This is a genomic window from Streptomyces sp. MA5143a, assembly GCF_900290235.1.
GTDB lineage: Bacteria > Actinomycetota > Actinomycetes > Streptomycetales > Streptomycetaceae > Streptomyces.
The window spans coordinates 56,026-78,752 of record NZ_OLMK01000038.1 but is presented as its reverse complement, the minus strand read 5'-3'; the positions used below and the strand labels follow the sequence as shown (position 1 = coordinate 78,752).

General features: G+C 71.5%; 19 protein-coding genes. 9 read left to right on the top strand and 10 right to left on the bottom strand.

Going from position 1 to position 22,727, the window contains the following annotated elements; genetic code table 11:
• Position 1: 1 nt before the first annotated feature.
• On the top strand, positions 2-1,489 hold the full coding sequence (locus SMA5143A_RS19325) for a condensation domain-containing protein (protein ID WP_107464152.1): 1,488 nt from the start codon (positions 2-4) through the stop codon (positions 1,487-1,489).
• Here SMA5143A_RS19325 and SMA5143A_RS19320 read toward each other — a convergent pair.
• The 3 genes from SMA5143A_RS19320 to SMA5143A_RS19310 form a co-directional block, all read right to left on the bottom strand.
• Complete coding sequence (locus tag SMA5143A_RS19320) at positions 1,470-1,835, bottom strand: hypothetical protein (RefSeq protein ID WP_107464151.1); 366 nt, start codon at positions 1,833-1,835, stop codon at positions 1,470-1,472. The genes SMA5143A_RS19325 and SMA5143A_RS19320 overlap by 20 nt on opposite strands.
• A gap of 238 nt (positions 1,836-2,073) precedes the next feature.
• Positions 2,074-4,821, bottom strand: a complete 2,748-nt coding sequence (gene ppdK, locus SMA5143A_RS19315) for a pyruvate, phosphate dikinase (protein WP_107464150.1) — start codon at positions 4,819-4,821, stop codon at positions 2,074-2,076.
• A gap of 429 nt (positions 4,822-5,250) precedes the next feature.
• Complete coding sequence (locus SMA5143A_RS19310) at positions 5,251-6,450, bottom strand: ROK family protein (RefSeq protein ID WP_107464171.1); 1,200 nt, start codon at positions 6,448-6,450, stop codon at positions 5,251-5,253.
• A 229-nt stretch (positions 6,451-6,679) separates the two neighbouring features.
• On the opposite strand from SMA5143A_RS19310, the gene SMA5143A_RS19305 reads away from it, so the two are divergent.
• Both SMA5143A_RS19305 and SMA5143A_RS19300 read left to right on the top strand, forming a co-directional pair.
• Positions 6,680-8,164 (top strand): MGH1-like glycoside hydrolase domain-containing protein, encoded by a 1,485-nt coding sequence (locus SMA5143A_RS19305; RefSeq protein WP_258193611.1) that lies wholly within the window; start codon positions 6,680-6,682, stop codon positions 8,162-8,164.
• Positions 8,161-10,101, top strand: coding sequence for an amylo-alpha-1,6-glucosidase (locus tag SMA5143A_RS19300; protein ID WP_107464149.1), 1,941 nt, complete (start codon positions 8,161-8,163; stop codon positions 10,099-10,101). The genes SMA5143A_RS19305 and SMA5143A_RS19300 overlap by 4 nt, the downstream gene beginning before the upstream one ends.
• A gap of 39 nt (positions 10,102-10,140) precedes the next feature.
• Here the strand turns inward: SMA5143A_RS19300 and SMA5143A_RS19295 are convergent, their stop codons facing one another.
• A complete protein-coding gene (locus SMA5143A_RS19295) occupies positions 10,141-11,361 on the bottom strand; it encodes a polysaccharide pyruvyl transferase family protein (RefSeq protein ID WP_107464148.1) in 1,221 nt (406 codons plus the stop codon).
• A 134-nt stretch (positions 11,362-11,495) separates the two neighbouring features.
• A complete protein-coding gene (dusB, locus tag SMA5143A_RS19290) occupies positions 11,496-12,716 on the bottom strand; it encodes a tRNA dihydrouridine synthase DusB (RefSeq protein ID WP_107464147.1) in 1,221 nt (406 codons plus the stop codon).
• Positions 12,717-12,846: 130 nt separating this feature from the next.
• Between dusB and SMA5143A_RS19285 the strand changes: the two genes are divergently transcribed.
• On the top strand, positions 12,847-14,295 hold the full coding sequence (locus SMA5143A_RS19285; protein WP_107464170.1) for an MFS transporter: 1,449 nt from the start codon (positions 12,847-12,849) through the stop codon (positions 14,293-14,295).
• Between the two features lie 70 nt (positions 14,296-14,365).
• Here the strand turns inward: SMA5143A_RS19285 and SMA5143A_RS19280 are convergent, their stop codons facing one another.
• The gene (locus SMA5143A_RS19280; RefSeq protein ID WP_107464146.1) at positions 14,366-14,749 is read right to left on the bottom strand and encodes a hypothetical protein; all 384 of its coding nucleotides are present in this window, start codon (positions 14,747-14,749) and stop codon (positions 14,366-14,368) included.
• 58 nt (positions 14,750-14,807) lie between these two features.
• Positions 14,808-15,815, bottom strand: coding sequence for a helix-turn-helix domain-containing protein (locus SMA5143A_RS19275; protein WP_107464145.1), 1,008 nt, complete (start codon positions 15,813-15,815; stop codon positions 14,808-14,810).
• 273 nt (positions 15,816-16,088) lie between these two features.
• On the opposite strand from SMA5143A_RS19275, the gene SMA5143A_RS19270 reads away from it, so the two are divergent.
• Positions 16,089-16,313, top strand: coding sequence for a hypothetical protein (locus tag SMA5143A_RS19270; protein ID WP_107464144.1), 225 nt, complete (start codon positions 16,089-16,091; stop codon positions 16,311-16,313).
• A 13-nt stretch (positions 16,314-16,326) separates the two neighbouring features.
• Here SMA5143A_RS19270 and SMA5143A_RS19265 read toward each other — a convergent pair whose 3' ends face one another.
• Both SMA5143A_RS19265 and SMA5143A_RS19260 read right to left on the bottom strand, forming a co-directional pair.
• Positions 16,327-16,677 (bottom strand): activator of Hsp90 ATPase 1 family protein, encoded by a 351-nt coding sequence (locus tag SMA5143A_RS19265; protein WP_107464143.1) that lies wholly within the window; start codon positions 16,675-16,677, stop codon positions 16,327-16,329.
• Between the two features lie 5 nt (positions 16,678-16,682).
• Complete coding sequence (locus SMA5143A_RS19260) at positions 16,683-17,390, bottom strand: CGNR zinc finger domain-containing protein (RefSeq protein WP_107464142.1); 708 nt, start codon at positions 17,388-17,390, stop codon at positions 16,683-16,685.
• A gap of 21 nt (positions 17,391-17,411) precedes the next feature.
• On the opposite strand from SMA5143A_RS19260, the gene SMA5143A_RS19255 reads away from it, so the two are divergent.
• Both SMA5143A_RS19255 and SMA5143A_RS19250 read left to right on the top strand, forming a co-directional pair.
• The gene (locus SMA5143A_RS19255; protein WP_107464141.1) at positions 17,412-17,870 is read left to right on the top strand and encodes a VOC family protein; all 459 of its coding nucleotides are present in this window, start codon (positions 17,412-17,414) and stop codon (positions 17,868-17,870) included.
• A 297-nt stretch (positions 17,871-18,167) separates the two neighbouring features.
• The gene (locus SMA5143A_RS19250) at positions 18,168-19,283 is read left to right on the top strand and encodes an endonuclease/exonuclease/phosphatase family protein (protein ID WP_107464140.1); all 1,116 of its coding nucleotides are present in this window, start codon (positions 18,168-18,170) and stop codon (positions 19,281-19,283) included.
• A gap of 125 nt (positions 19,284-19,408) precedes the next feature.
• On the opposite strand, the gene SMA5143A_RS19245 is transcribed toward SMA5143A_RS19250, so the two are convergent.
• A complete protein-coding gene (locus SMA5143A_RS19245) occupies positions 19,409-20,791 on the bottom strand; it encodes a glycine--tRNA ligase (protein WP_055516221.1) in 1,383 nt (460 codons plus the stop codon).
• A 183-nt stretch (positions 20,792-20,974) separates the two neighbouring features.
• On the opposite strand from SMA5143A_RS19245, the gene SMA5143A_RS19240 reads away from it, so the two are divergent.
• A complete protein-coding gene (locus SMA5143A_RS19240; RefSeq protein ID WP_107464139.1) occupies positions 20,975-21,937 on the top strand; it encodes a metal ABC transporter solute-binding protein, Zn/Mn family in 963 nt (320 codons plus the stop codon).
• Positions 21,938-21,956: 19 nt separating this feature from the next.
• A complete protein-coding gene (locus SMA5143A_RS19235) occupies positions 21,957-22,724 on the top strand; it encodes a metal ABC transporter ATP-binding protein (protein WP_107464138.1) in 768 nt (255 codons plus the stop codon).
• The last annotated feature ends 3 nt before the right edge of the window (positions 22,725-22,727 follow it).

The window sequence follows — 22,727 nt, the reverse complement described above, 5'->3', positions numbered from 1 at the left end:
AGTGCTGCAGATTCCTTTCACCGAAGCCCGTATCGCGCCCGGAACCGTGCTGTCCTGGTCCCTGCGCACCCAGCACTCCCCCCTTTCCGGCGAGGAGAATCAGGCCGTCGCTCTCACGTCCGCCTCCTTCAACCAGGACAAGCACCATTCGTCGTCCCAGGCGACGCGGAGCACGAATGACGGCATCGCCAGTTCCATCACCGTCACCTTCGAGATCGACGGCCCGCTCGACATCGCCGCACTGGAATCCGCCTTCCTTCTCCTCGTGCGCCGGCATGAAGTGCTGCGCTGTGAATTCCAGCGGCTGGCCGGTGATCTGAACTGCACGGCCCTCTCCCCCGATTCCATCTCCCTGGAGGCCGAGGAGGTCGGCCATTTCCACACCGCGGAGGAACTTCACACCCATCTGGACAAGGAGTTCAAGAGCCTCGACACACTGTCCTGGCCGCTGTTCCTGATGGGCGCGGTGGTCCGGGAGTCCCACACGACGGTCTATCTCTGTTTCGACCACATCGTGTGCGACGGCATGTCGATGCCCGTGGTCGTGAACGAGATGCAGACGGCGTACACGGCGCTCACGGATGGCCGTCGTCCCGATCTGCCGCCCGTGGCCAGCTATCTGACCTTCGGGGACGCGCAACGCCGCCGCTGGTCGACCCTGCGGCCCGACGACGACCGGCTGGCGTACTGGAAGGGCTTCATCGCCTCCAACGGCGGGTTCTTCCCCCGGTTCCCCTTCGACATCGGTGTGCCGGACGACCGCCTGTACCCGCTGGTGAACCGGAGCCACCGGCTGCTGGACGCGGCCGGGACGGACGCCCTCGCGGCGGGTGCCCGGGCTGCGGGCGGCAGTGTCTTCACCGGTGTGCTGGCGGCGGCCGCGACGGCGCAGCGCCGACTGGGCGGCCCGGCGGTGTACCGGGGTCTGCTGCCGGTCAGCGAGCGCGGCGAGGCGGTGTGGGAGCACTCCGTGGGCTGGTTCGTGAACACGGTGCCCATCGAGTTCGAGGTGGGCGAGGGGTGCGAGGAGCGCGTCGGGGACCACGCCGCCACCTTGGCGGGGGCGCGGGCCGCGTACGCCGAGATGCAGCGGCACGTGGGCGTCCCCTTCGTGCGCGCCTGGGAGCTGCTCGCACCGGAGTCGTTCTCCCTGCACCACTGGCCGTTCGCCGTGAACTTCTTCTCGTACATCGACTTCCGCAGGACTCCCGGCGGGGAGCGGCACCCCCTGTGGAACCCGAAGCTGCATGTGTGGGCGGCCCGCGGCAACGGCGTCAGCCACTGGTTCCACCGGACGGCGGACGGCCTGTACGTCAACACGCTGCACGTCGAGACACCCGAGGCACAGGAGATCAGTGACGCGCTGAACGACGCGCTCGTGGGGGTGCTGCGGGAGATCGGCGACGGGCGGGTCGGGGCCGCCTCGCCGGCGCCGCTCCCCCGGCCGTCCCGATCACGGGGCGGCCGGCTCAGCGGAACTCGTGAGTGACCTCGATCAGGCCGACGAGGTGCGCGTTGAACTCGTCGAGCTCCTCGGCGGGCACCCACAGCTCCAGGATCGTCTCGCCGCCGGCCTGGCGCACCGGGTAGCGGCGCAGGAACCCGGTCTCGACCTCGAACCGGGTCACGAAGCCGGCCCCGCTGTGCTTCACGTTCCAGTCCCGCGCGATCCTCACGGCGTAGTCCTCGTTGAGGACGGGGTAGAAGATCGGCTGCTCGGGCAGGCGCGGCGGCCAGGCCCTCCACCCCGACTCCCGCACCAGCGCGAGCTCCTCGGGGCCGGTGGGTCGCCACAGCGTGGTCGTCTCGGACGGCGTGGGGCGCGGCGTACTCACGGAACTCACCTTCGGGGGCGGGCCGACTGCCGGAGCGCGGTCGGCGGAGCCCCCGACGCTACCGACAGCCCGGCTCCGCGGGCCACGGAGTTTCCCTCGTACGCGGAGGGCGGCACCCCCCGCACGGGGTGCCGCCCTCTTTTCGTGATCCGGAACCGCCGCCCATCGGTGAGGGTCGGTCGGGGACAAGCGGCGGTTCCGGGGTCCGGGGTGCGAGGCGGGCGCCTCGCGATGACCGCTAGCGGTGGTCGCTGCCCTCCGACTGGGTCGCCGCGCGGCCGGCCTCCAGGCGGGCCACCGGGATGCGGAACGGGGAGCAGGAGACGTAGTCGAGACCGACCTCGTGGAAGAAGTGGACCGACTCGGGGTCGCCGCCGTGCTCGCCGCAGACGCCGAGCTTGAGGTCGGGGCGGGTGGCTCGGCCGGCCTCGGCGGCCAGCTTGACCAGGGAGCCCACACCGTCCTTGTCGATGGTCTCGAACGGGCTGACGCCGAAGATGCCCTTCTCCAGGTAGGCCGTGAAGAAGCTCGCCTCCACGTCGTCCCGGCTGAAGCCCCACACCGTCTGGGTGAGGTCGTTCGTGCCGAAGGAGAAGAACTCCGCCGCCTCCGCGATCTGACCGGCGGTCAGCGCGGCCCGCGGCAGCTCGATCATCGTGCCGATCGCCAGCTTCAGCTGCGTACCGGTCGCCGCCTCGACCTCCGCGACGACCTGGTCGGCCTCCTCGCGGACGATCTCCAGCTCCTGCACCGTGCCGACGAGCGGAATCATGATCTCGGCGCGCGGGTCGCCCTTGGCGTTCTTCCGCTCGGCCGCCGCCTCCGCGATGGCCCGCACCTGCATGGTGAACAGGCCGGGGATGACCAGGCCGAGGCGGACGCCGCGCAGACCCAGCATCGGGTTCTGCTCGTGCAGCCGGTGGACGGCCTGGAGGAGCCGGAGCTCGTTCTCGTGGGGCTCCTGGCGGGACTCCGCCAGGGCGACCCGGACCGACAGCTCGGTGATGTCGGGCAGGAACTCGTGCAGCGGCGGGTCGAGGAGACGGATCGTCACCGGCAGTCCGTCCATCGCCGAGAACAGCTCGACGAAGTCCTGCTTCTGCAGCGGGAGCAGCGCCTTCAGGGACTCCTCGCGCTCCGTCTCCGTGTCGGCCAGGATCAGCCGCTCGACGAGCTCACGCCGGTCGCCGAGGAACATGTGCTCGGTGCGGCACAGTCCGATGCCCTGGGCGCCGAAGCGGCGGGCGCGCAGCGCGTCCTCGGCGTTGTCCGCGTTGGCGCGGACCCACAGCCGGCGCTTGCGGTCGGCGAAGGCCATGATCCGGTGGACGGCCTCGACCAGTTCGTCGGCGTCGTTGGCGCCGGCGTGCATCCGGCCCTCGAAGTACTCCACGACCGGGGACGGGACGACCGGGACCTCGCCCAGGTAGACCTTGCCGGACGAGCCGTCGATGGAGATGAGGTCGCCCTCCTCCACCACGTGCCCGCCGGGCACGGTCATCCGGCGGCGCTTGGTGTCGACCTCCAGCTCCTCGGCGCCGCAGACACAGGTCTTGCCCATGCCGCGGGCGACGACGGCCGCGTGGGAGGTCTTGCCGCCGCGCGAGGTCAGGATGCCCTCGGCGGCGATCATGCCGTCGAGGTCGTCGGGGTTGGTCTCCCGGCGGACGAGGATGACCTTCTCGCCGGACCGGGACCACTTCACGGCGGTGTACGAGTCGAAGACGGCCTTGCCGACGGCCGCGCCCGGCGAGGCGGCGATGCCCCGGCCGACCTGCTGGACCTTCGCCTCCTCGTCGAAGCGGGGGAACATCAGCTGCGCGAGCTGCGCCCCGTTGACGCGCTGGAGCGCCTCGGCCTCGTCGATGAGGCCCTGGTCGACGAGCTGGGTGGCGATCCGGAAGGCGGCGCCCGCCGTGCGCTTGCCGACACGGGTCTGGAGCATCCACAACTGGCCGCGCTCGATGGTGAACTCGATGTCGCAGAGGTCCTTGTAGTGGTTCTCCAGCGTCTCCATGATCTGCATCAGCTGGTCGTACGACTTCTTGTCGATCGACTCCAGCTCGGCCAGGGGGACGGTGTTGCGGATGCCCGCGACGACGTCCTCGCCCTGGGCGTTCTGCAGGTAGTCGCCGTAGACGCCCTGGTGGCCGGAGGCGGGGTCGCGGGTGAAGGCGACGCCGGTGCCGGAGTCGGGGCCGAGGTTGCCGAAGACCATGGAGCAGACGTTGACGGCGGTGCCGAGGTCGTGCGGGATGCGCTCCTGGCGGCGGTAGAGCTTCGCGCGGTCGCCGTTCCAGGAGTCGAAGACGGCCTTGATGGCCAGGTCCATCTGCTCGCGGGCGTCCTGCGGGAAGTCCCGGCCGGCCTCCTTCTTGACGATCTTCTTGAAGGTGGTGACCAGCTTCTTGAGGTCGGCGGCCTCCAGCTCGGTGTCGACCGTGACGTTCTTGGTCTCCTTGGCCTTGTCGAGGGCGTCCTCGAAGAGTTCGCCGTCGACGCCGAGGACGGTCCTGCCGAACATCTGGATGAGCCGGCGGTAGGAGTCCCACGCGAAGCGCTCGTCGCCTGCCTGGTCGGCGAGGCCCTTCACGGACTTGTCGGAGAGGCCGATGTTCAGGACGGTGTCCATCATGCCGGGCATGGAGAACTTGGCGCCGGAACGGACCGAGACGAGGAGCGGGTCGTCTGCCTGGCCGAGCTTCTTGCCCATGCGCTTCTCGAGCGCCTCCAGATGGGCGCTCACCTCGTCACGCAGTGCCGCAGGCTCGTCACCGCTGTCCAGGTAGACCTTGCAGGCCTCGGTGGTGATGGTGAAGCCGGGAGGCACCGGAAGACCGAGGTTGGTCATCTCGGCGAGGTTCGCGCCCTTGCCACCGAGGAGGTCCTTGAGGCCCTTGTTGCCCTCGGTGAAGTCATAGACGAACTTCACGCCCTCAACGCTCTGAGCTACGTGGCCTACGTGGGGATCTTTGTTTTCCGACACAGGTCCCAACTCCTTGAGGACGCGGTGGCTGCCCTGACGGCGAGGAACATACCCAGATCGAAGGCTCCTGGGTACGTCCACTTGCGCGTCATGCGCCTGTAACCACCCGTCCGCCAGCAGATCGAAAGTCAAGGCTTGGCAAGGTGGTGAACGCCGATGTGTTCACCTCTTGAAGGCGACATGGCGCGGAACCCGCCATCTGCGCTCAGATGAGCGGCAATAAACACGTCTGAGTTCGCACGATGAACGATCAAGGGGTGGCACTGAGTGCCACCCCTTGAAGACCCAGAACCGCCCATGATCCGCTCATCTGAGCGCAACCCTTATCAGGGGTGGCGAGAATCACGCGTTCACGGAGGCCGGGATTTCACCATGCGGACCGCCGCACGGGACGGAAACCCGCCTGTCACACGCCCGGCGGACCCACCGTCACACACCGAGGGCCGCGAGCCGCTCCTCCGCTCGTTCGGGCGCGTACAGGTACTCGACGACCAGGGCGCCCGCCCCGACCAGCCCCGCCCGCTCCCCGAGCCGGGAGGTGACGACGTCCAGGTGGGCCGTGGAGCGCGGCAGCGCCCGCTGGTAGAGCAGTTCGCGGACGCCCGTGAGGAAGGGGGTTCCGGCCAGGTCCCCGGCGATCATCAGGACGCCGGGGTTCAGCAGGGTCACCACCGTCGCCAGGACGTCGCCCACGGAGCGGCCCGCCTCCCGCGCGAGGGCGGTCGCACCGGGATGCCCGGCGACGAGCAGGTCGCGCACATCGGAGCCGGAGGCCGCCGGAACCCCGGCCTCGCTCAGCCGCCGTGCGACGGCGCCGCCGCTCGCGACCGCCGCCAGACAGCCGTAGGACCCGCACTTGCACTGGGCGTCCGCGCCGGCGGGCACCCGGATGTGGCCGATGTCGCCGGCGCCGCCGTCGACGCCCCGGTAGATCGAGCCGCCGACCACCACGCCGGCGCCGATACCCGTGGACACCTTGACCAGCGCGAACGCCGAGCAGTCCGGGTATCCCGTGCGCTGTTCGCCGTACGCCATGAGGTTGGCGTCGTTGTCGACGAGGACCGGGACGCCGGGCGGCCCGGCCGCGTGGTCGGCGAAGGCGCGGGACAGCCGGCCGCGTATGTCGTAGCCGTCCCAGCCGGGCATGATCGGCGGCTGCACCACCCGGCCGGTGTCCATGTCGACCGGCCCGGGCACCGCGAGGCCGATGCCGCAGACCGCGTCGGCCGAGTGCCCCGCCTTCTCCAGCAGTTCGGCGAACCAGCGCCCGAGGCCGTCCAGGACGGCCTCGGGGCCGTCCTCGATGACGAGGGTGCCGCTGTGCTCGGCCTGTATCTCGCCGGTGAGGGAGAGGACGGCGGCGCGGGCGTGGCGGGTGTCGAGGTCGGCGGCGAGGACGACCGCGTGCTCGTCGTCGAACTCCAGTGTGATGGAAGGGCGTCCACCGAGCGGGGAGCCGACCGGGCCGCCGGCGCCCTCACGGAGCCAGCCCGCGCGGAACAGCCGGTCGAGGCGCTGACCGACCGTGGCCCGGGACAGGCCCGTCGCCTGCTGGAGCGCGCCACGGGTGGTGGCCCGGCCGCTGCGGACCAACTCCAGCAGATCTCCTGCACCGGCGTGACTACCCACCTTCACGACCTCCCGTTCGCGTGGTCCCTCACCCGATCATCCCCGCACCGGCGGCCCGCCGACGCACCGCTCCCGCGATCGTCCGCGGACCGATCCGCGCGACCGCTTGCGCTCACCCTCTTGCGTTCCCCAACTCTGCATTACATATTGAGTTTTGCGTGTTAAATAGACGTAACCCTACGGTACCCACAGCCGAACCGGTCGGCACCTTGTCCTCGGGGAGCCCTGAGTGGATCGCACAACCCAGCTCACAGCCCGCCGACCAGGCACGGGCGTCCGTCATGAAGGCGCTGTATACGATCCGGGGATCCGGGCCGGGTCGCTGCACCGGGGGGCCTCCGAGGTGCTGGAGGGCAACTGGACGGGGACGTCCACGGTCCCCTCCCGCCGGCTGTACCCCCACCAGTGGTCGTGGGACTCGGCGTTCATCGCGATCGGGCTGCGCCATCTGTCGCCGCTGCGGGCGCAGACCGAACTGGAGACCCTGCTCGACGCGCAGTGGGGGGACGGACGGATCCCGCACATCGTCTTCAACCCCTCGGTGCCGCTGGAGGCGTACTTCCCGAGCCCCGACTTCTGGCGCTCCTCGACCGCGGGGCGCGCTGCGGGCGCCCCGCGCACCACCCAGACCTCCGGCATCGTGCAGCCACCGGTGCACGCGCTGGCCGCGTGGCTGGTGCACCGCTCCGACCCCGGGCTCTCCCGGGCGCGCGGCTTCCTGCCCCGGGTGTACCCGCGGCTCGCGGCCTGGCACCGCTATCTGCTGCACCGCCGGGACCTGGGCGACGGCGGCCTGGCCTCGGTCGTCCACCCCTGGGAGCAGGGCATGGACAACAGCCCCGCCTGGGACGCGCCCCTGTCCCGGGTGGCCCCGGCCCCGGCCCGCTCCTTCCGCCGCGCCGACCTCGACCACGGCGCGGCCGAGGACCGGCCGACGGATCTGGACTACGGGCGGTACGTGCGGCTGGCGACGGACTACCGGGACGGGGGGTACGCCGACGGGCGGGGTGAGTTCGCCGTCGAGGACCCCGCCTTCAACGCCCTGCTCATCGCCTCCGAGCACGCCCTGGCCCGTATCGCCGCGGAGTTGGGGGCGACCGGCACGGCCCGCGACGCCCGCGCGGAACGGCTGACGGCGGCCCTGGTGGAGCGGCTGTGGGACCCGGCGGAGGAGATGTTCCTGTGCCGGGACGTCATCGGTGGCGGTCTCGTCCCCGAGCGCGGTGTCTCCGGACTGCTGCCCCTGCTCGTGCCCGGCCTGCCCCGCGAGATCGTCGCCGCCCTCGTGCGGACGGCGCACGGACCGCACTTCGGGCTCGGGGACACCACCCGGCTCGTGCCGTCGTACGACCTGCTGGGCGAGGCGTTCGATCCGCACCGCTACTGGCGGGGCCCGGCCTGGTTCAACACCAACTGGATGCTGGAGCGGGGCCTGCGGCTCCACGGGGAGCTGGGGCGGGCGGACGCGCTGCGGACGGCGCTGCTGGAGACCGCGGGCGCCTCCGGTTTCGCCGAGTACGTCGACCCGTACACGGGCGAGCCCTGCGGCGCCCTCGGTTTCAGCTGGACCGCCGCGCTCGCCCTCGATCTGCTGCACCAGGACGACCACGGCCGACGGAGCGGTGACGGACCGGACCGCGACGACCGGCACCACGACGACCGGGCCGGATTCGATACGTGCGACATGAGTGACCAGGGAGGGGACCGGCGATGACGGACCGGCATCATCTGCTCGTGCGCGGCGGCACGTTCGCCGCCGTGGGCGACGGCGGCGACATCAGCGGGCGGCGGGGCGGCAGTTCCCCGGACGGGTTGTTCGTACGGGACGCACGGCATCTGAGCCGGTGGCAGCTCACCGTCGACGGCGCCGTCCCCGAGACGCTCACCCCGGTCGGCGACGGCGACACCGCACGGTGCGTGCTCGTCCCCCGGGGCGGGCGCCAGGAACCGCCCGCGTACACGCTCTTCCGGGAACAGGCCGTCTCCGACAGCGCGTTCGTCGAAGGGCTGCGCGTCACCAGCAACCGTCCGGTGCCGACGACGGTCCGGATCGCGCTCACCGTGGACGCCGACTTCACCGACCAGTTCGAGCTGCGCTCCGACTTCCGTACGTACGCCAAGACCGGCGCCGTCCGAAAGCGTGAGGTCCTCGACGACGGGGTGGAGTTCAGCTACCGGCGCGGTGAGTGGCGGTCCTGCACGACGGTCACGGCCGAACCCGCGCCGGACGCCGTGGAGGAGACCGGGACGGGCGCGCGACGCCTCGTCTGGGCGCTGGACCTGGAGCCGCACGGCTCGGTGGAGCTGACCCTGCGGGTGATGGCCCGCCCGCACGGCGACCGGCGGCCCCTGCGCGTACCGGCCTCCCCGGCCTCCGTGACGCACCAGGTCCTCGCCTCCGAGGGCGAGTTCATGGAGGGCGTCGCCTTCCCGACCGGCTGGCCGGAGCTGGCCGCGGCCTGCGCGCGGGGCCTCGCCGATCTCGCCGCGCTCCAGGTCCCCGCGACCGGACCGGACGGCGAGAACCTCCGGGTGCCGGCGGCCGGGGTGCCCTGGTTCCTGACCCTCCTCGGCCGCGACGCGCTGCTGACGTCGCTGTTCACCCTGCCCTACCGCCCGGAACCGGCCGCCGCCACGCTCCTCGCGCTCGCCGCCACCCAGGCCACCGAGGTCGGTGTGGACGCGGTCGCCCAGCCCGGCAAGATCGTCCACGAGGTGCGCCACGGCGAGCTGGCCCACTTCGGGCAGGTGCCATACGCTCGCTACTACGGCTCGGTCGACGCGACCCCGCTGTTCCTCGTGCTGCTCGGCGCGTACGTGGAGCAGACCGGTGACGTCACCCTGGCCCGGCGGCTGGAGCCGCAGGCGCGGGCCGCGATCGGCTGGATGCTGGACCACGGCGGCCTCACCTCCCGCGGCTACCTCGTGTACCGCGCCGACCAGGGCGGGCTGTCCAACCAGAACTGGAAGGACTCCCCCGGCGCCATCTGCTCCGCCGACGGCAGCCGCCCGCCCGCAGGGCCGGTGATGGCGGCGGGCGCCCAGGGGTACGCGTACGACGCGCTGCGCCGGACCGCCGCGCTGGCCCGGACCGTCTGGGAGGACGAGGTCTACGCGGCGCTCCTGGAGCAGGCCGCCGGTGATCTCCGTGACCGTTTCCAGCGGGACTTCTGGATGCCGGAGCACGACTTCCCGGCGCTGGCCCTGGACAGCGAGGGCCGCCGGACGGACGCGCTCGCCTCCGACGCGGGGCATCTGCTGTGGTCGGGGCTGCTGGACAAGGAGTACGGCAAGACGGTCGGCCGGCGGCTGCTCGAACCGGACTTCTTCTCCGGGTGGGGCGTGCGGACGCTGGCCTCGGGGCAGCCGGCGTTCCATCCGCTGTCGTACCACCGTGGCTCGGTCTGGCCGCACGACAACGCGCTGATCACCCTGGGGCTGGCCCGCTACGGGCTGCACGACGAGGCCCGCACGGTCGCGGGCGGGCTGGTGGACGCGGCCACGGCCATGGGGCACCGGCTGCCGGAGGTGCTCGCCGGGTACGGCAGGGACACCCACCCGGAGCCGGTGCCGTATCCGCACGCGTGTGTGCGGGAGTCCCGGTCGGCGGCGGCGCCGCTGGCGCTGCTGACCGCCGTCGGGGGCGCGTAGGGCGGGGATGTGTGGGGGGCTCGCGCCCCCTGGCTCACCTCAGGGCAGGTCCACCAGCAGCCTGCCCGCGGTCTCCCTCGCCTCTGCCTCGGTGCCCGCCCAGGCCACGGTCGCGCCCGGTGCGCTCGGGGGCCGGTGGGCAATCCAGGTGTCCCAGTAGCTGCGGATCTTGCCGTAGCGGTCGGGGACGAGGACGTGCGGCAGGGCGAGGAGCAGACCGAGGACATGGCCGTGGAGGCGGTCGGTGACGGCGACCCGGCCGGATGTCAGCAGACGGCAGCCGCGCGCGAGTTGGAGGCGGGCGAGACCGTTGTAGGCGGCGAGGAGACCGGGGGCGGCTCCGACGGGGTCGCCCGAGGAGGCCCGGCACAGGGCGCGGGCCCGGCTCCGCCACAGGGTCTCCTTCGCCCGCCGCCACTCGGCGTCCGTGGCCTCGCGCGCCCAGTCGAAGACGTACGGGCCGCCGCACCGGCCGCCGATCGCGCCCCGCCCGGCGTGCGGACCCTTCGCGGACTCCTTGTCCTGCCGGGCCAGCCAGACGACGTCATGGCTGGCCGCGCCGCCGGTCAGCGCGTCCGGGGGCACGGCGAACGCCAGGTCCGGCACGAGCAGCGCGGGCGCCTCGAAGACGCTGCGGCAGCGGTGCAGGCTGTGCCGGTCGCGCAGCAGCAGGGTGAGGTCGGGATGGGCGTCGAAGACCCGGCGGGCGCGGGTGAGGTTGGCGTGGTCCGTGAAGTGCACGGACTGGGGCAGCTGGACGATCCGGCGGTCGGGGAAGTCGCGCAGCACCCGCTCCCGCAGCAGCTGGCTGTCCTCCCAGAGGTCACCGAGGGTGCCGCCGCCGGTCAGCATGATCGGCCCCTCCGGCACGCACGCCGCGAGATGGGCGGCGTCGTACGACATCAGGTCGCAGGCGTAGCGCACCTCGGCGCCGAGCGCGGTGAGCAGGGCGCGCTGGCCGAGCCAGATCGCGCTGTCGCCGACGTTGGAGTTGAGCGGGGCTCCGATGACCGCGCACCGGGTGCCGACGGGTACGAGCCGGTCCAGGACGGTCAGGAGGTAGGAGACGTGGTGGGAGCAGTGCGGGACGTAGGACGGCGGGGGCGGGGCGGGCGCGGGGGGCGGGGACGGCCGGGCCGGCCCTGCCGCCGGGTTCCGCGCGGTCCGGCGGGTGGGCCGCTCCGCCGTCGTCTTCGCCGTCTGCGTGGTCTTCTTCGCCGTCTGCGTGGTCGTCTTCGGGGTCTCGTTCGCTCCGCACACCGAAGCGCGCTACCCGGACATTTCCCCACTCATTCCGAGATGACGGAAACCGGCCGTACAACGACCGGAACGACCCGGAACGACGACGAAACGGGGCAACCGGCCCTCAGTCGTGGCCAGTTGCGGGCGGCCGGTCAGCCGCCGGAGGTGTCGAGTTCGGCGTCCTCGCCGACGCCCGCGCAGTCGTAGGGGTCCTTGAGCCAGCCGTCGGGCAGGACGACGCGGTTGTTGCCGGAGGTACGGCCGCGCGGCCCGTCGGCGCCGGCCGGCCAGGGCTGGTCCAGGTCCAACTCGTCGAGACCCGCACGGAGTTCGGCGAGGGAGGAGGTGATGGCGAGCCGCTTGCGCATCTCGGAGCCCACGGCGAAGCCCTTGAGGTACCAGGCGACGTGCTTGCGGAAGTCGACGACGCCCTTGGACTCGCCCGCCCGTCTCCCGCCACCACCCTCAACCGGGGCCCTTTGGGCCGCCCCGCCATTTTCGATCCACTCGCCGAGCAGAGTGGCGTGCCGGACCATGACCTCGGCGACCTCACGCAGAGACGGACGCGCGATGTCCTCCGTACGCCCCTCGAAGGCGGCGACGAGATCGGAGAACAGCCACGGCCGGCCCAGACAGCCGCGCCCGACGACGACTCCGTCGCAGCCGGTCTCGCGCACCATCCGCAGGGCGTCCTCGGCGGACCAGATGTCGCCGTTGCCGAGTACCGGGATCTCGGGGACGTGCTCCTTCAGCCGGGCGATGGCATCCCAGTCGGCGGTGCCGCCGTAGTGCTGGGCGGCGGTGCGGCCGTGCAGGGCGATGGAGGTGACGCCCTCCTCGACGGCGATGCGGCCGGCGTCGAGGAAGGTGATGTGGTCGTCGTCGATCCCCTTGCGCATCTTCATGGTGACGGGGAGGTCCCCGGCGCCGGAGACGGCCTCGCGGAGGATCGCGCGGAGCAGGTTCCGCTTGTACGGGAGGGCGGAGCCGCCGCCCTTCCTCGTCACCTTCGGGACCGGGCAGCCGAAGTTCAGGTCGATGTGGTCGGCGAGGCCCTCCTCCGCGATCATGCGGACGGCCTTGCCGACGGTCACCGGGTCCACGCCGTACAGCTGGATCGAGCGCGGCTTCTCGGTCGCGTCGAAGTGGATCAGCTGCATGGTCTTCTCGTTGCGCTCGACCAGCGCCCTCGTCGTGATCATCTCGCTGACGAAGAGGCCCTTGCCGCCGCTGAACTCCCTGCACAGGGTGCGGAAGGGCGCGTTCGTGATCCCGGCCATGGGGGCCAGGACGACGGGCGGGGTGACGGTGTGCGGACCGATCCGGAGGGGCGCGGCGGCCGCGGTCGAGGACAAGGTCGAGGGCGTGGACATTCCCCCATTGTCCCGCACGCCGGCCGGGCCCCTGCCCGGGGCCGGTGACGGTGGCACCCTCGGCCGACACTCCCCTCCATCCCCATTCATTAGTTAGGCGCACTATTGACTCGGGCGTACGATGGAGGGCATGCCCGAGCTCAGCCGTCGCCACCGTCTGCTGGTGCTCGCGATCTGCTGCACCAGCCTCCTGATCGTGAGCCTGGACAACACCGTCCTCAACGTCGCCCTGCCCACCCTCCAGCGCGACCTGGGCGCGAGCGTCGCCGGTCTCCAGTGGACGATCGACGCCTACACCCTGGTCCTGGCCTCGCTGCTGATGCTGGCGGGCTCCACGGCGGACCGCATCGGCCGCAAACGGGTCTTCATGGCGGGTCTCGTCGTCTTCACCATCGGCTCGGCGCTGTGCTCGCTCGCCCCGAACCTCGACGCGCTCGTGGTGTTCCGGATGGTGCAGGCGGTCGGCGGTTCGATGCTCAACCCGGTCGCGATGTCGATCATCACCAACACGTTCACGGAGCCGCGTGAGCGGGCCCGCGCGATCGGGGTGTGGGGCGCGGTGGTGGGCATCTCCATGGCGGCGGGGCCGATCATCGGGGGTGTCCTGGTGGAGTCGGTGGGCTGGCGCTCCATCTTCTGGATCAATCTCCCGGTCGGTCTGGCCGCTCTCGCGCTGACCTGGCGGTTCGTCCCGGAGTCCCGGGCGCCGAAGGCCCGCCGCCCCGACCCCGTGGGGCAGCTCCTGGTCATCGCGCTGCTCGGTTCACTGACGTACGCGATCATCGAGGCGCCGACCGCGCCGGTGGGGCGGACGCTGGTGTTCGGCGGTGTCGCCCTGGCCGCGCTCCTCGGCCTGCTCCGGTACGAGCCGCGCCGGGACGAGCCCCTGATCGACCTGCGTTTCTTCCGTTCGGCGCCGTTCAGCGGGGCGACCGTGATCGCGGTCAGCGCGTTCGCGGCGCTCGGCGGCTTCCTGTTCCTGTCGACGCTGTACCTGCAGAACGTGCGAGGGCTGGACGCCCTGCACGCCGGGCTGTGGATGCTCCCGATGGCCTTCCTGTGCTTCGTGTGCGCGCCGGTCGCCGGGCGGCTGGTCGGCAGCCGGGGTCCGCGGCTGCCACTGCTCGTCGCGGGGGTGACGATGACCGCGAGCGGGGTGCTGTTCGCCGCGTTCGAGGCGGAGACGGCGAACGTCACGCTGGTCGTCGGATACGTGCTGTTCGGTATCGGCTTCGGCTTCGTCAACGCGCCCATCACCAACACGGCGGTGTCCGGCATGCCCCGCGCGCAGGCCGGTGTCGCCGCCGCCGTCGCCTCCACCAGCCGGCAGATCGGCCAGACCCTGGGGGTCGCCGTGATCGGGGCGGTGCTGGCGGCGGGCGTGGGGGCGTCCTCGTACGCCGAGTCGTTCGTGTCGGCGGCCCGCCCCGCGTGGTGGATCGTCACGGCATGCGGCTTCGCCGTCCTGACCCTGGGCGCCCTGACCACCGGCCCCTGGGCCCGCGCCACCGCCGAGCGCACGGCGGCCCGCCTGGAGTCGACGGAGGTACGGGACGCGGCGGGCATCGGGGCGCCCTAGAAGTGGCGCGCCCCGGACGTGGGGCGCGGTGCGGTTCGTCGCTGCGCGCCGCTCCTGGGGAGGGCTGGTGTCACCACAGGTGGAGGAAGCTGCGGACGTCGTCGTAGCCGTCGAGGGCGCGGCCGTCCACGTCCGACGGGTCCGCCTCGGCGCGCGCCGCCAGTGACTCCACCAGGGCGCGGGCCTCGTCGCCGAGGCGCCCGAAGCGTCGGGCGGTGTGGCCCAGGCAGAGCCCGGCCAGTCCGAGCAGTGGGCTGCCCGGTACGGCCCGGGTCCCGACCTGCACGCACCAGTGCTCGACGAAATCCGCGTCGTCGTCGTGCAACGCGGTGCCGACCAGCACACTCGCCGCCTCCGCCTCCGCCGAACGGTCACGCAGGGCCCGCTCCAACGTCTCGGCCACCACCCCGTGAGGCAGCGCGGGAGGATTCTCGAAGCGCCGGTGCACATGCATCCCGCGAGCCTACGCGGACCGCGTCCCCCACCGGGGGCCGTGAGGTCGGCGGCGCTGTTCAGGCGCCGTTGCCGTGCCGGCCCCGGTCCGCCAGGGACTCGTGACGGTATTCCGTGGGTGGGACGCCGTACGCGGTGCGGAAGGCGCGGGTGAAGTCGGAGGCCCGGGGGTAGCCCCAGCGGGTGGCGATGACGTGGACCGGGGTGGTGCGCAGGGAGCGGTCGGCGAGGTCGCGGTGGGCGCCTTCCAGGCGGCGGGCCCGGATCCACGCGGCGACCGTCTCGCCCCGGCTGTGCTGCTGGAAGACCCGGTGCAGATAGCTGACGGAGATGTGGTGCGCGGCCGCGATCACCGGCGGTGTCAGCTCCGGGTCGTGCAGGTTCTGCCGGATGAACGCGGTGACGCGCCGGGCGAGGGCCTCCTGGCGGGTCTCCGGCGGCAGCGCGGCCTCGGCGTCCAGCGCCTGACCCAGCACGGCGGACACCAGGTCGAGGACGACCGTACCGAGGCGCGGCGCGTCGGCCGGGCCGAGGGTGTCGGCCTGCCGTTCCAGGCCGAGCAGGAAGTCCGTCAGCAGCGCGGCGACGCCCTCCCGGCCCGGAATGCCACGGCCCAGCAACTCCCCCACGCGGTGCGGCGGGAGCGGCAGCAGCGACTTGGGGAAGTCGACGCCCACACCCCGGACGGGCGCGGGACGCAGCTCGTCCGCCGGCCGGAGGTCGTACGGCTGCGAACTGTCCGCGAGGTGCAGGTCGAACGCGCCGAACGCGCCGCTGCGTCCCGCGTGGTCGAGGGTCAACTCGCCGTCCAGCAGCAGCGACAGGTGGTACAGCTCGGGGTCGGACTGGCGCACCATCCGCTGGCTGCGCCGGTAGCGCGTCGGCAGGAACGAGGTGGGCCACACGGTCACCGGGCCCAGCTCCATCAGCCGGAACTCCGCCCAGAAGTCGGTGGTGTGGGCGCTGATGATGTCGCTGGGCGAACGCATCCGGCCGACCATCTCCCGCCAGTGGTCGAACCTGTCGTCCGCCGGCACGTCCTCGCTACGGAACACCGTCCCGATCATCGCGTCCCAATCTCCGCCGCCCCGACCGTCTCAAAACAGCCGTCGTCCTCGAACAGCGGTCATCCTCGCACGCGGTACCCGCACGGCCGACACGCGGGGAGCACGGCGGCAGCGCATACGGAGGGCACGGGTCCGCCGCCCCGGCCCGACCGGCGCCCGGGTGGGACAACTCATGGCCGGATCGACCCCGTTGATGTTGGTCGTGCTGCACACTCCTGACGGGCAGCGGTCGGTGAAAGGCCGACGACCCTCGATGTGTCGGCTGGAGACCTGATGTCGGAGAACAAGTCGGGCAACTCGAACAACGCGAGCAAGGTGAGCCGTTGGGACCAGCACGGGCGACAGCACGTCGTACGGGTCCAGCGCTCCGGTGTGCAGCGCACGATCAGATGCGACACGTGCGGCTGGCGCAAGGGCGCGCAGTTCCTGCCGTGGCTGAAGGCGCAGGAGCACCTCGCCGAGGCCCACCAGGCGACGGTGGACCCCGCGGCCTCCTGAACCGGCAGGGCGGTCAGGCCGGTGCGTCGAGGGCGTCCGCGACCCGGTCCAGCACGCGTCGCCAGTGCTCCCTGCGCCGCTCGCGTTCCCCGGCGGCGGCCGAGACGGTGACCTGGACGGTCGTGTCGCCGTACGTCACCCGGATGCGTTCGCGGGGCCGGTACCCACGTACCTCGCCGCCGATCCCCGCGTCGGTGGTGTACGGGGCGCCGCGCTCGGGGGTGAGCCGCGCCCCGGCCCCGAGCCACAGCGCGAGCCCCCGTGGTCCGCTGATGAACTCCCAGACGGTGTCCGGCGGTTGGGCGAGGGTGCGGGAGACACCGATCTCCCATCCGGCGTCCTGGGTCAGTCCGGTGGCGGCCATGGCGATCACTCCTCGTTCGGGGCGGACTCATCGGTGCGGCGCGCGCGGTGGGCGCGGTGGGCGCGGTGGGCACGCACCTTGCTGCGGTTGCCGCAGTGCTCCATGGAGCACCAGCGGCGGCGGCCGGGCCGCGAGGTGTCGACGTAGATCAGATAGCAGCGCTCGCCGGAGCACATGCGGACGCGGTCCGCGTACGGCCCGGTGAGCAGGTCGACGGCGTCGCGGGCGACGGTGGAGGCGAGTTGGGCGCCGCTCGCCGGGGCGGGCGACCAGCGCCGGGTGCCGTCCTCGCCGAGGGCGGGGGCGAGCGGGGGCCGTGCCGCCGCGTCGTTGATGACGCGCAGGTCGGCCGGGCCGGACGCCGGGATGTCCAGCGGGGGCAGTCCGCCCGGGTGGAGGCGCGAGACCATCGTGCGCAGCAGCGCGTCCCGCAGCCGCCGTACGCGCTCCACGTCGGCGTCGGTGAGGTCCAGGGGGCCCGGAGTGGGGGTGAGCCGTGACCTGCCGACCCAGGCGGCCAGGTCCTCGGGGGTGTGCAGCACCTCGTAGCGGGTGAGGGCGCCGGGGCCCCCGGTGACGAGGAGCTCCAGACAGAGGGCGCCCGGATCGAAGCGGAAGACATGGCCGGTGTACGACCGCAGAGGGATTCCCGGCCCTTCCGGGAGCCCGGAAGGGGCCCCTTCCGGTGTGGCGGCTGTGGACGACGAGGGCATGTAACCACTATAACCGGTTACATGACTGCCGCACTGAGCTGGAAACTGGTCATCGACACCCGCGACGCGCAGCCCCTGGCCGATTTCTGGGCCGCCGCGCTGGGCTACGAGGTGGAGGATCCGAGCGCGCTGATCGCGCACCTCCGCTCCACGGGCGACCTTCCGGAGGAGGCCGTCGGCGAGCACGCCGGCCACGCCGTGTTCCGCGGCTACGCCGCCGTCCGCCACCCCGACGACCCGTACGACCCCTTCACCGGTATCGGCCGGGGCCGCCGCCTCCTCTTCCAGGACGTCCCGGAGCCGAAGACGGTGAAGAACCGCCTCCACATCGACGTCCACGCCGAACCGGGCGGCCTGGACGACCTGGTGGCCCGCCTGGAGACCCTGGGCGCCACCCGGCTGCACGAGGTGGACAAGGGCCCGGCCGGCCACTGGTGGGTGATGCACGACCCGGAGGGCAACGAGTTCTGCGTCGCCTAGGGTCCCGTCCCGCAGACGCCGGGCGCCCTGGACCGGACGCCCCACGCCGCCTCCGGCCCTCCCCTCAGACCCGCAGCCCCCGGACCACCAGATCCACGACGCCTCGACGTTCTCGCCGGTCAGGACCTGGTACGTGGCGAACAGGCCTCCGGGTCGCGGGCCTCGGCGGCGATGCCGGTCAGGGACGCGGACATTCCGTTGGACACGGTTCATCCCCTCTCCGACAATCGGACCATGCGAAGGGTCGGCGCGCGGTCACCGCGCCCGGCATCGGCCGCGCGGCGCCCTGGAGGGCCCATGACGATCCGTATCGCCACGTTCAACGCCGAGAACCTCTTCCGCCGGCCGAAGGTGTTCGGCCTCCAGGACCCCGAGCGGCGCAAGGAGATCCTGGACGACTTCAACGAACTGGTCGCCCTCCTCGACAAGGACATCTACCAGGAGGCGGACAAGGAGCGGATCGCCGAACTGATCGTGAAGCACGGCGCCCACGACCCGGCCGCGGGCGGCGACCACCCGTTCCTCGTCAACCAGCCACGGGGCGGCGCCAAGTTGTTCACCGTCGGCCAGTCGGGCGGCTCCGGCATCCGGATCGTCGCCAAGGGCCGCTCGAAGTGGGCGGGTTGGGCGGAGATGGCGCGCGGCGACCTCAGCTGGCAGGCCGTGGAGAACACCGCCCGGGTGATGGCGGAGGTCGACGCGGACATCCTCCTCACCGTCGAGGTGGAGGACCGCATCACCCTGGACCGCTTCAACTCCCAGGTATTGGGCGCGGCGTTGGGCAACCGCCCCTACCCGTTCAACCTGCTGGTCGACGGCAACGACAACCGGGGCATCGACGTGGGCGTCCTCAGCCGGTTCCCGATCACGTCCGTGCGGTCGCACATCTTCGACCCGGGCGAGTCCGGGCAGCCGGTGTTCAGCCGGGACTGCCCCGAGTTCGAGATCGATGTCGCGGGCGAACCGCTGTGGATCCTCGGCAACCACTTCAAGAGCAAGGGCTTCGGCCGCGCCTCCGAGAACGACAGGCGCCGCAAGGCCCAGGCCCGACGCGTCCGGGAGATCTACGAGGCGGCGTTGGGCCGTTCGCCCCGTGTCGTCGTCGCCGGTGACCTCAACGACTCCCTGGACAGCGCCCCCGTCAAGCTCCTCCTCGACGCGGGCCTGCGCGAGGCGATGACCCACGACAGCTACGAAGGGGTCCTGCCGGGCACCCACGGCACCGGCAAGCACGACGAGCAGAAGCTCGACTACCTGCTGTTCTCACCGGAGTTGTGGGACACGGTGACCCATGTGGACGTGGAACGCCGGGGCATCTGGGCCCCCAGGACCTTCCCGTCCTTCACCACGGTCACCTCGAAGATCGACCAGGCCTCGGACCACGCGGCCCTGTTCGCGGATCTGGACCTCTAGGGCCCTTGCAAACGCGCAGTTCCCCGGCCCCGGATAGGGGCGCGGGGAACTGCGCGACCAGCCACGGACAACCCGCAGACGACCGAAGTCACGAGCCGGGCGGACCCCAACCCGCGATAAACGACCTAGCAGCCGATGAGGCGCGCCGCGAGGTACCCCTCGATCTGGTCCAGGGACACCCGCTCCTGCTTCATCGAGTCCCGCTCGCGCACCGTCACCGCGTTGTCGTCGAGCGTGTCGAAGTCCACGGTCACGCAGTACGGCGTACCGATCTCGTCCTGACGGCGGTAGCGGCGCCCGATGGCGCCCGCGTCGTCGAACTCGATGTTCCAGTGCTGCCGCAGCGCCTGCGCGAGTCCCTTGGCCTTCGGGGACAGCTCGGGGTTGCGGGACAGGGGCAGGACCGCGACCTTCACCGGGGCGATCCGGTGGTCGAGGCGGAGCACCGTCCGCTTCTCCATCTTGCCCTTGGCGTTGGGGGCCTCGTCCTCGGTGTACGCGTCGAGCAGGAACGCCAGCATCGTGCGGCCGACACCGGCGGCGGGCTCGATGACGTACGGGGTGTACTTCTCGCCGAGCTCCTGGTCGAAGTAGACGAGGTCCTGGCCGGAGGCCTTGGAGTGCGCGGTGAGGTCGTAGTCCGTGCGGTTGGCGACGCCCTCCAGCTCACCCCACTCGTTGCCGCCGAACTGGAAGCGGTACTCGATGTCGGCGGTGCGCTTGGAGTAGTGGGAGAGCTTCTCCTTCGGGTGCTCGTACCACCGCATGTTCTCCTCGCGCAGACCCAGGCCGGTGTACCAGTTCCACCGCTCCTGCATCCAGTACTCCTGCCACTTCTCGTCCTCGCCCGGCTTGACGAAGAACTCCATCTCCATCTGCTCGAACTCGCGGGTGCGGAAGATGAAGTTGCCGGGCGTGATCTCGTTGCGGAAGGACTTGCCCATCTGCGCGATGCCGAACGGGGGCTTCTTGCGCGAGGTGGTCTGCACCTGGGCGAAGTTGGTGAAGATGCCCTGGGCGGTCTCGGGGCGCAGGTACGCGATCGAGCCGGTGTCCTGGGTGGGGCCGAGGTGCGTGGAGAGCAGACCCGAGAACTGCTTGGGCTCGGTGAACTGGCCCTTGGTGCCGCAGTTCGGGCAGTTGATGTCCGCGAGGCCGTTCTCCGGCAGGCGGCCCTTCTTCGCCTCGAACGCCTCCTCCAGGTGGTCCGCGCGGAACCGCTTGTGGCAGGAGGTGCACTCGGTGAGCGGGTCGGAGAAGGTGGCGACGTGGCCGGAGGCGACCCAGACCTCGGAGGCCAGGATGACGGACGAGTCGAGACCGACCACGTCCTCGCGCGACGTCACCATGTAGCGCCACCACTGACGCTTGAGGTTCTCCTTGAGCTCGACACCCAGCGGTCCGTAGTCCCAGGCGGCACGCTGGCCGCCGTAGATCTCGCTGCACGGGAATACGAAGCCACGGCGCTTGCTCAGGCTGACGATGGTGTCGATCTTGTCGGCGGCCACGGTGCTCTCTTCATTACGACGACGGGCGACGAAGCGATGCGCTTCAGAGCGAATGCCTCAGGTTACCGGCGGAGGCTGCCCTCCAATCAAATCGGTTCGGGGCCAGAACGGACATAGGCCTTACCCAGGGCTTACCAACCGGCTTGTTGACAATCGTTTCCAGAAAAGCTGAAAATGACTGTCATGAACGTAGTACGACGACGACTCCTGATACCCGCGGCGGCGACCGCGGTCGCCGCCCTGAGCCTCACGACCCTTTCGGCCTGCTCCACCGACAGCGCCGCCGCGGGCAACACGGACAAGTTCGACGTCGTCGCGTCGTTCTACCCGATGGCCTTCCTCGCCGAGCAGATCGGCGGGAAGTACGTGAACGTCACCAACCTCACCGAGCCCGGCCAGGAGCCCCACGACCTGGAGATCAGCGCGCGGCAGACCGCGCAGCTCCAGGAGTCCGACGCGGTTCTGTACCTCAAGGGCCTCCAGCCCGCCGTCGACGACGCCGTCGACCAGTCGGAGATCAGGACGAAGATCGACGCCGCCTCCCTGACCTCCCTGGAGGAGCACGGCAACGAGGTCGGCGGGCACGCCGCCGAGCACGACGACCACGAGCACGAGGAACTCTCCGGCAAGGACCCCCACGTCTGGCTCGACCCGGTGAAGTACGCCGAGATCGCCAAGGGCGTCGGCGCCGCCTTCGAGAAGGCCGACCCGGACCACGCCTCCACGTACAAGACCAACACCGAGGCCGTCGTCGAGAAGCTCGGCGCGCTGAACGACCAGTACGCCAACGGCCTGAAGAACACGAAGACCAAGGTCTTCATCACCACCCACGCCGCCTTCGGCTACCTCGCCGAGCGCTACGGCCTCGTCGAGGAGGCGATCTCCGGCCTCGATCCCGAGTCCGAGCCGAGCGGCGCCCGCGTCCGCGCACTGGAGAAGATGGCGAAGGCCGACGGCGTCACCACCGTCTTCTACGAGACACTGGTCAGCGACAAGACCGCGAAGACCATCGCCGCCGACGCCGGGCTGAGGACCGACGTCCTCGACCCGATCGAGGGCATCACCGAGAAGTCCCGCGGCAAGGACTACTTCTCGGTCCAGGAAGCCAATCTCAAGGCGCTCCAGACGGCCCTGGGAGCCACGTGACCATCCGGAGGATGCAGGCATGACCGAGCCCGTCATCTCGCTGCGCGGGGTACGCGCCGAACTGGGCTCGCGCACGGTCCTGCGCGGCATCGACCTCACCGTGAACCGCGGTGAGGTCGTCGCCCTGCTCGGCGCCAACGGTTCCGGCAAGTCCACCGCCGTGCGCACCGTGATCGGCCAGGTGCCGGTCACCGACGGCGAGATCGAACTGTTCGGCACCCCGAGGCGCCGCTTCCGTGACTGGCGGCGGCTCGGCTACGTACCGCAGCGCACCACCGCCGCGGGCGGGGTGCCCGCGACGGTGACGGAGGTCGTCGCCTCCGGCCGGCTCTCCCGCGCCCGCCTCGGCATCCTCCGCAGGTCCGACCACGAGGCGATCCGCCGGGCCATCGACCTCGTCGGCCTCGCCGACCGGGCCAGGGACTCGGTGAACGCCCTCTCCGGCGGCCAGCACCAGCGCGTCCTCATCGCCCGCGCCCTCGCCTCCGAACCCGAACTGCTGATCATGGACGAGCCGATGGCGGGCGTCGACCTCGCCAGCCAGGAGGTCCTGGCACGCACCCTGCGGGGCGAGGTCGCCCGCGGCACCACCGTGCTGCTCGTCCTGCACGAGCTCGGCCCGCTGGAGCCGCTGATCGACCGCGCGGTCGTCCTGCGCGACGGCTGCGTCCTGCACGACGGCCCGCCCCCGAAGGCGGTCGGCCAGCACGCGCTGCCCGGCCACGACCACGTCCACCCGCACGCGGCGCCCGGCACCGAACCGGTCCGCACGGGTCTGCTGAGCTGAGAA

Excerpts from the sequence above, each read along its gene's own strand:
- SMA5143A_RS19300 (WP_107464149.1), top strand. The coding sequence starts at position 8,161 with ATGACGGACCGGCATCATCTGCTCGTGCGCGGCGGCACGTTCGCCGCC.
- SMA5143A_RS19260 (WP_107464142.1), bottom strand. The coding sequence starts at position 17,390 with ATGCCCTCGTCGTCCACAGCCGCCACACCGGAAGGGGCCCCTTCCGGG.
- SMA5143A_RS19240 (WP_107464139.1), top strand. The coding sequence starts at position 20,975 with ATGAACGTAGTACGACGACGACTCCTGATACCCGCGGCGGCGACCGCG.
- SMA5143A_RS19255 (WP_107464141.1), top strand. The coding sequence starts at position 17,412 with ATGACTGCCGCACTGAGCTGGAAACTGGTCATCGACACCCGCGACGCG.
- SMA5143A_RS19270 (WP_107464144.1), top strand. The coding sequence starts at position 16,089 with ATGTCGGAGAACAAGTCGGGCAACTCGAACAACGCGAGCAAGGTGAGC.
- SMA5143A_RS19280 (WP_107464146.1), bottom strand. The coding sequence starts at position 14,749 with ATGCATGTGCACCGGCGCTTCGAGAATCCTCCCGCGCTGCCTCACGGG.
- dusB (WP_107464147.1), bottom strand. The coding sequence starts at position 12,716 with ATGTCCACGCCCTCGACCTTGTCCTCGACCGCGGCCGCCGCGCCCCTC.
- SMA5143A_RS19285 (WP_107464170.1), top strand. The coding sequence starts at position 12,847 with ATGCCCGAGCTCAGCCGTCGCCACCGTCTGCTGGTGCTCGCGATCTGC.
- SMA5143A_RS19235 (WP_107464138.1), top strand. The coding sequence starts at position 21,957 with ATGACCGAGCCCGTCATCTCGCTGCGCGGGGTACGCGCCGAACTGGGC.
- SMA5143A_RS19265 (WP_107464143.1), bottom strand. The coding sequence starts at position 16,677 with ATGGCCGCCACCGGACTGACCCAGGACGCCGGATGGGAGATCGGTGTC.
- SMA5143A_RS19250 (WP_107464140.1), top strand. The coding sequence starts at position 18,168 with ATGACGATCCGTATCGCCACGTTCAACGCCGAGAACCTCTTCCGCCGG.
- SMA5143A_RS19275 (WP_107464145.1), bottom strand. The coding sequence starts at position 15,815 with ATGATCGGGACGGTGTTCCGTAGCGAGGACGTGCCGGCGGACGACAGG.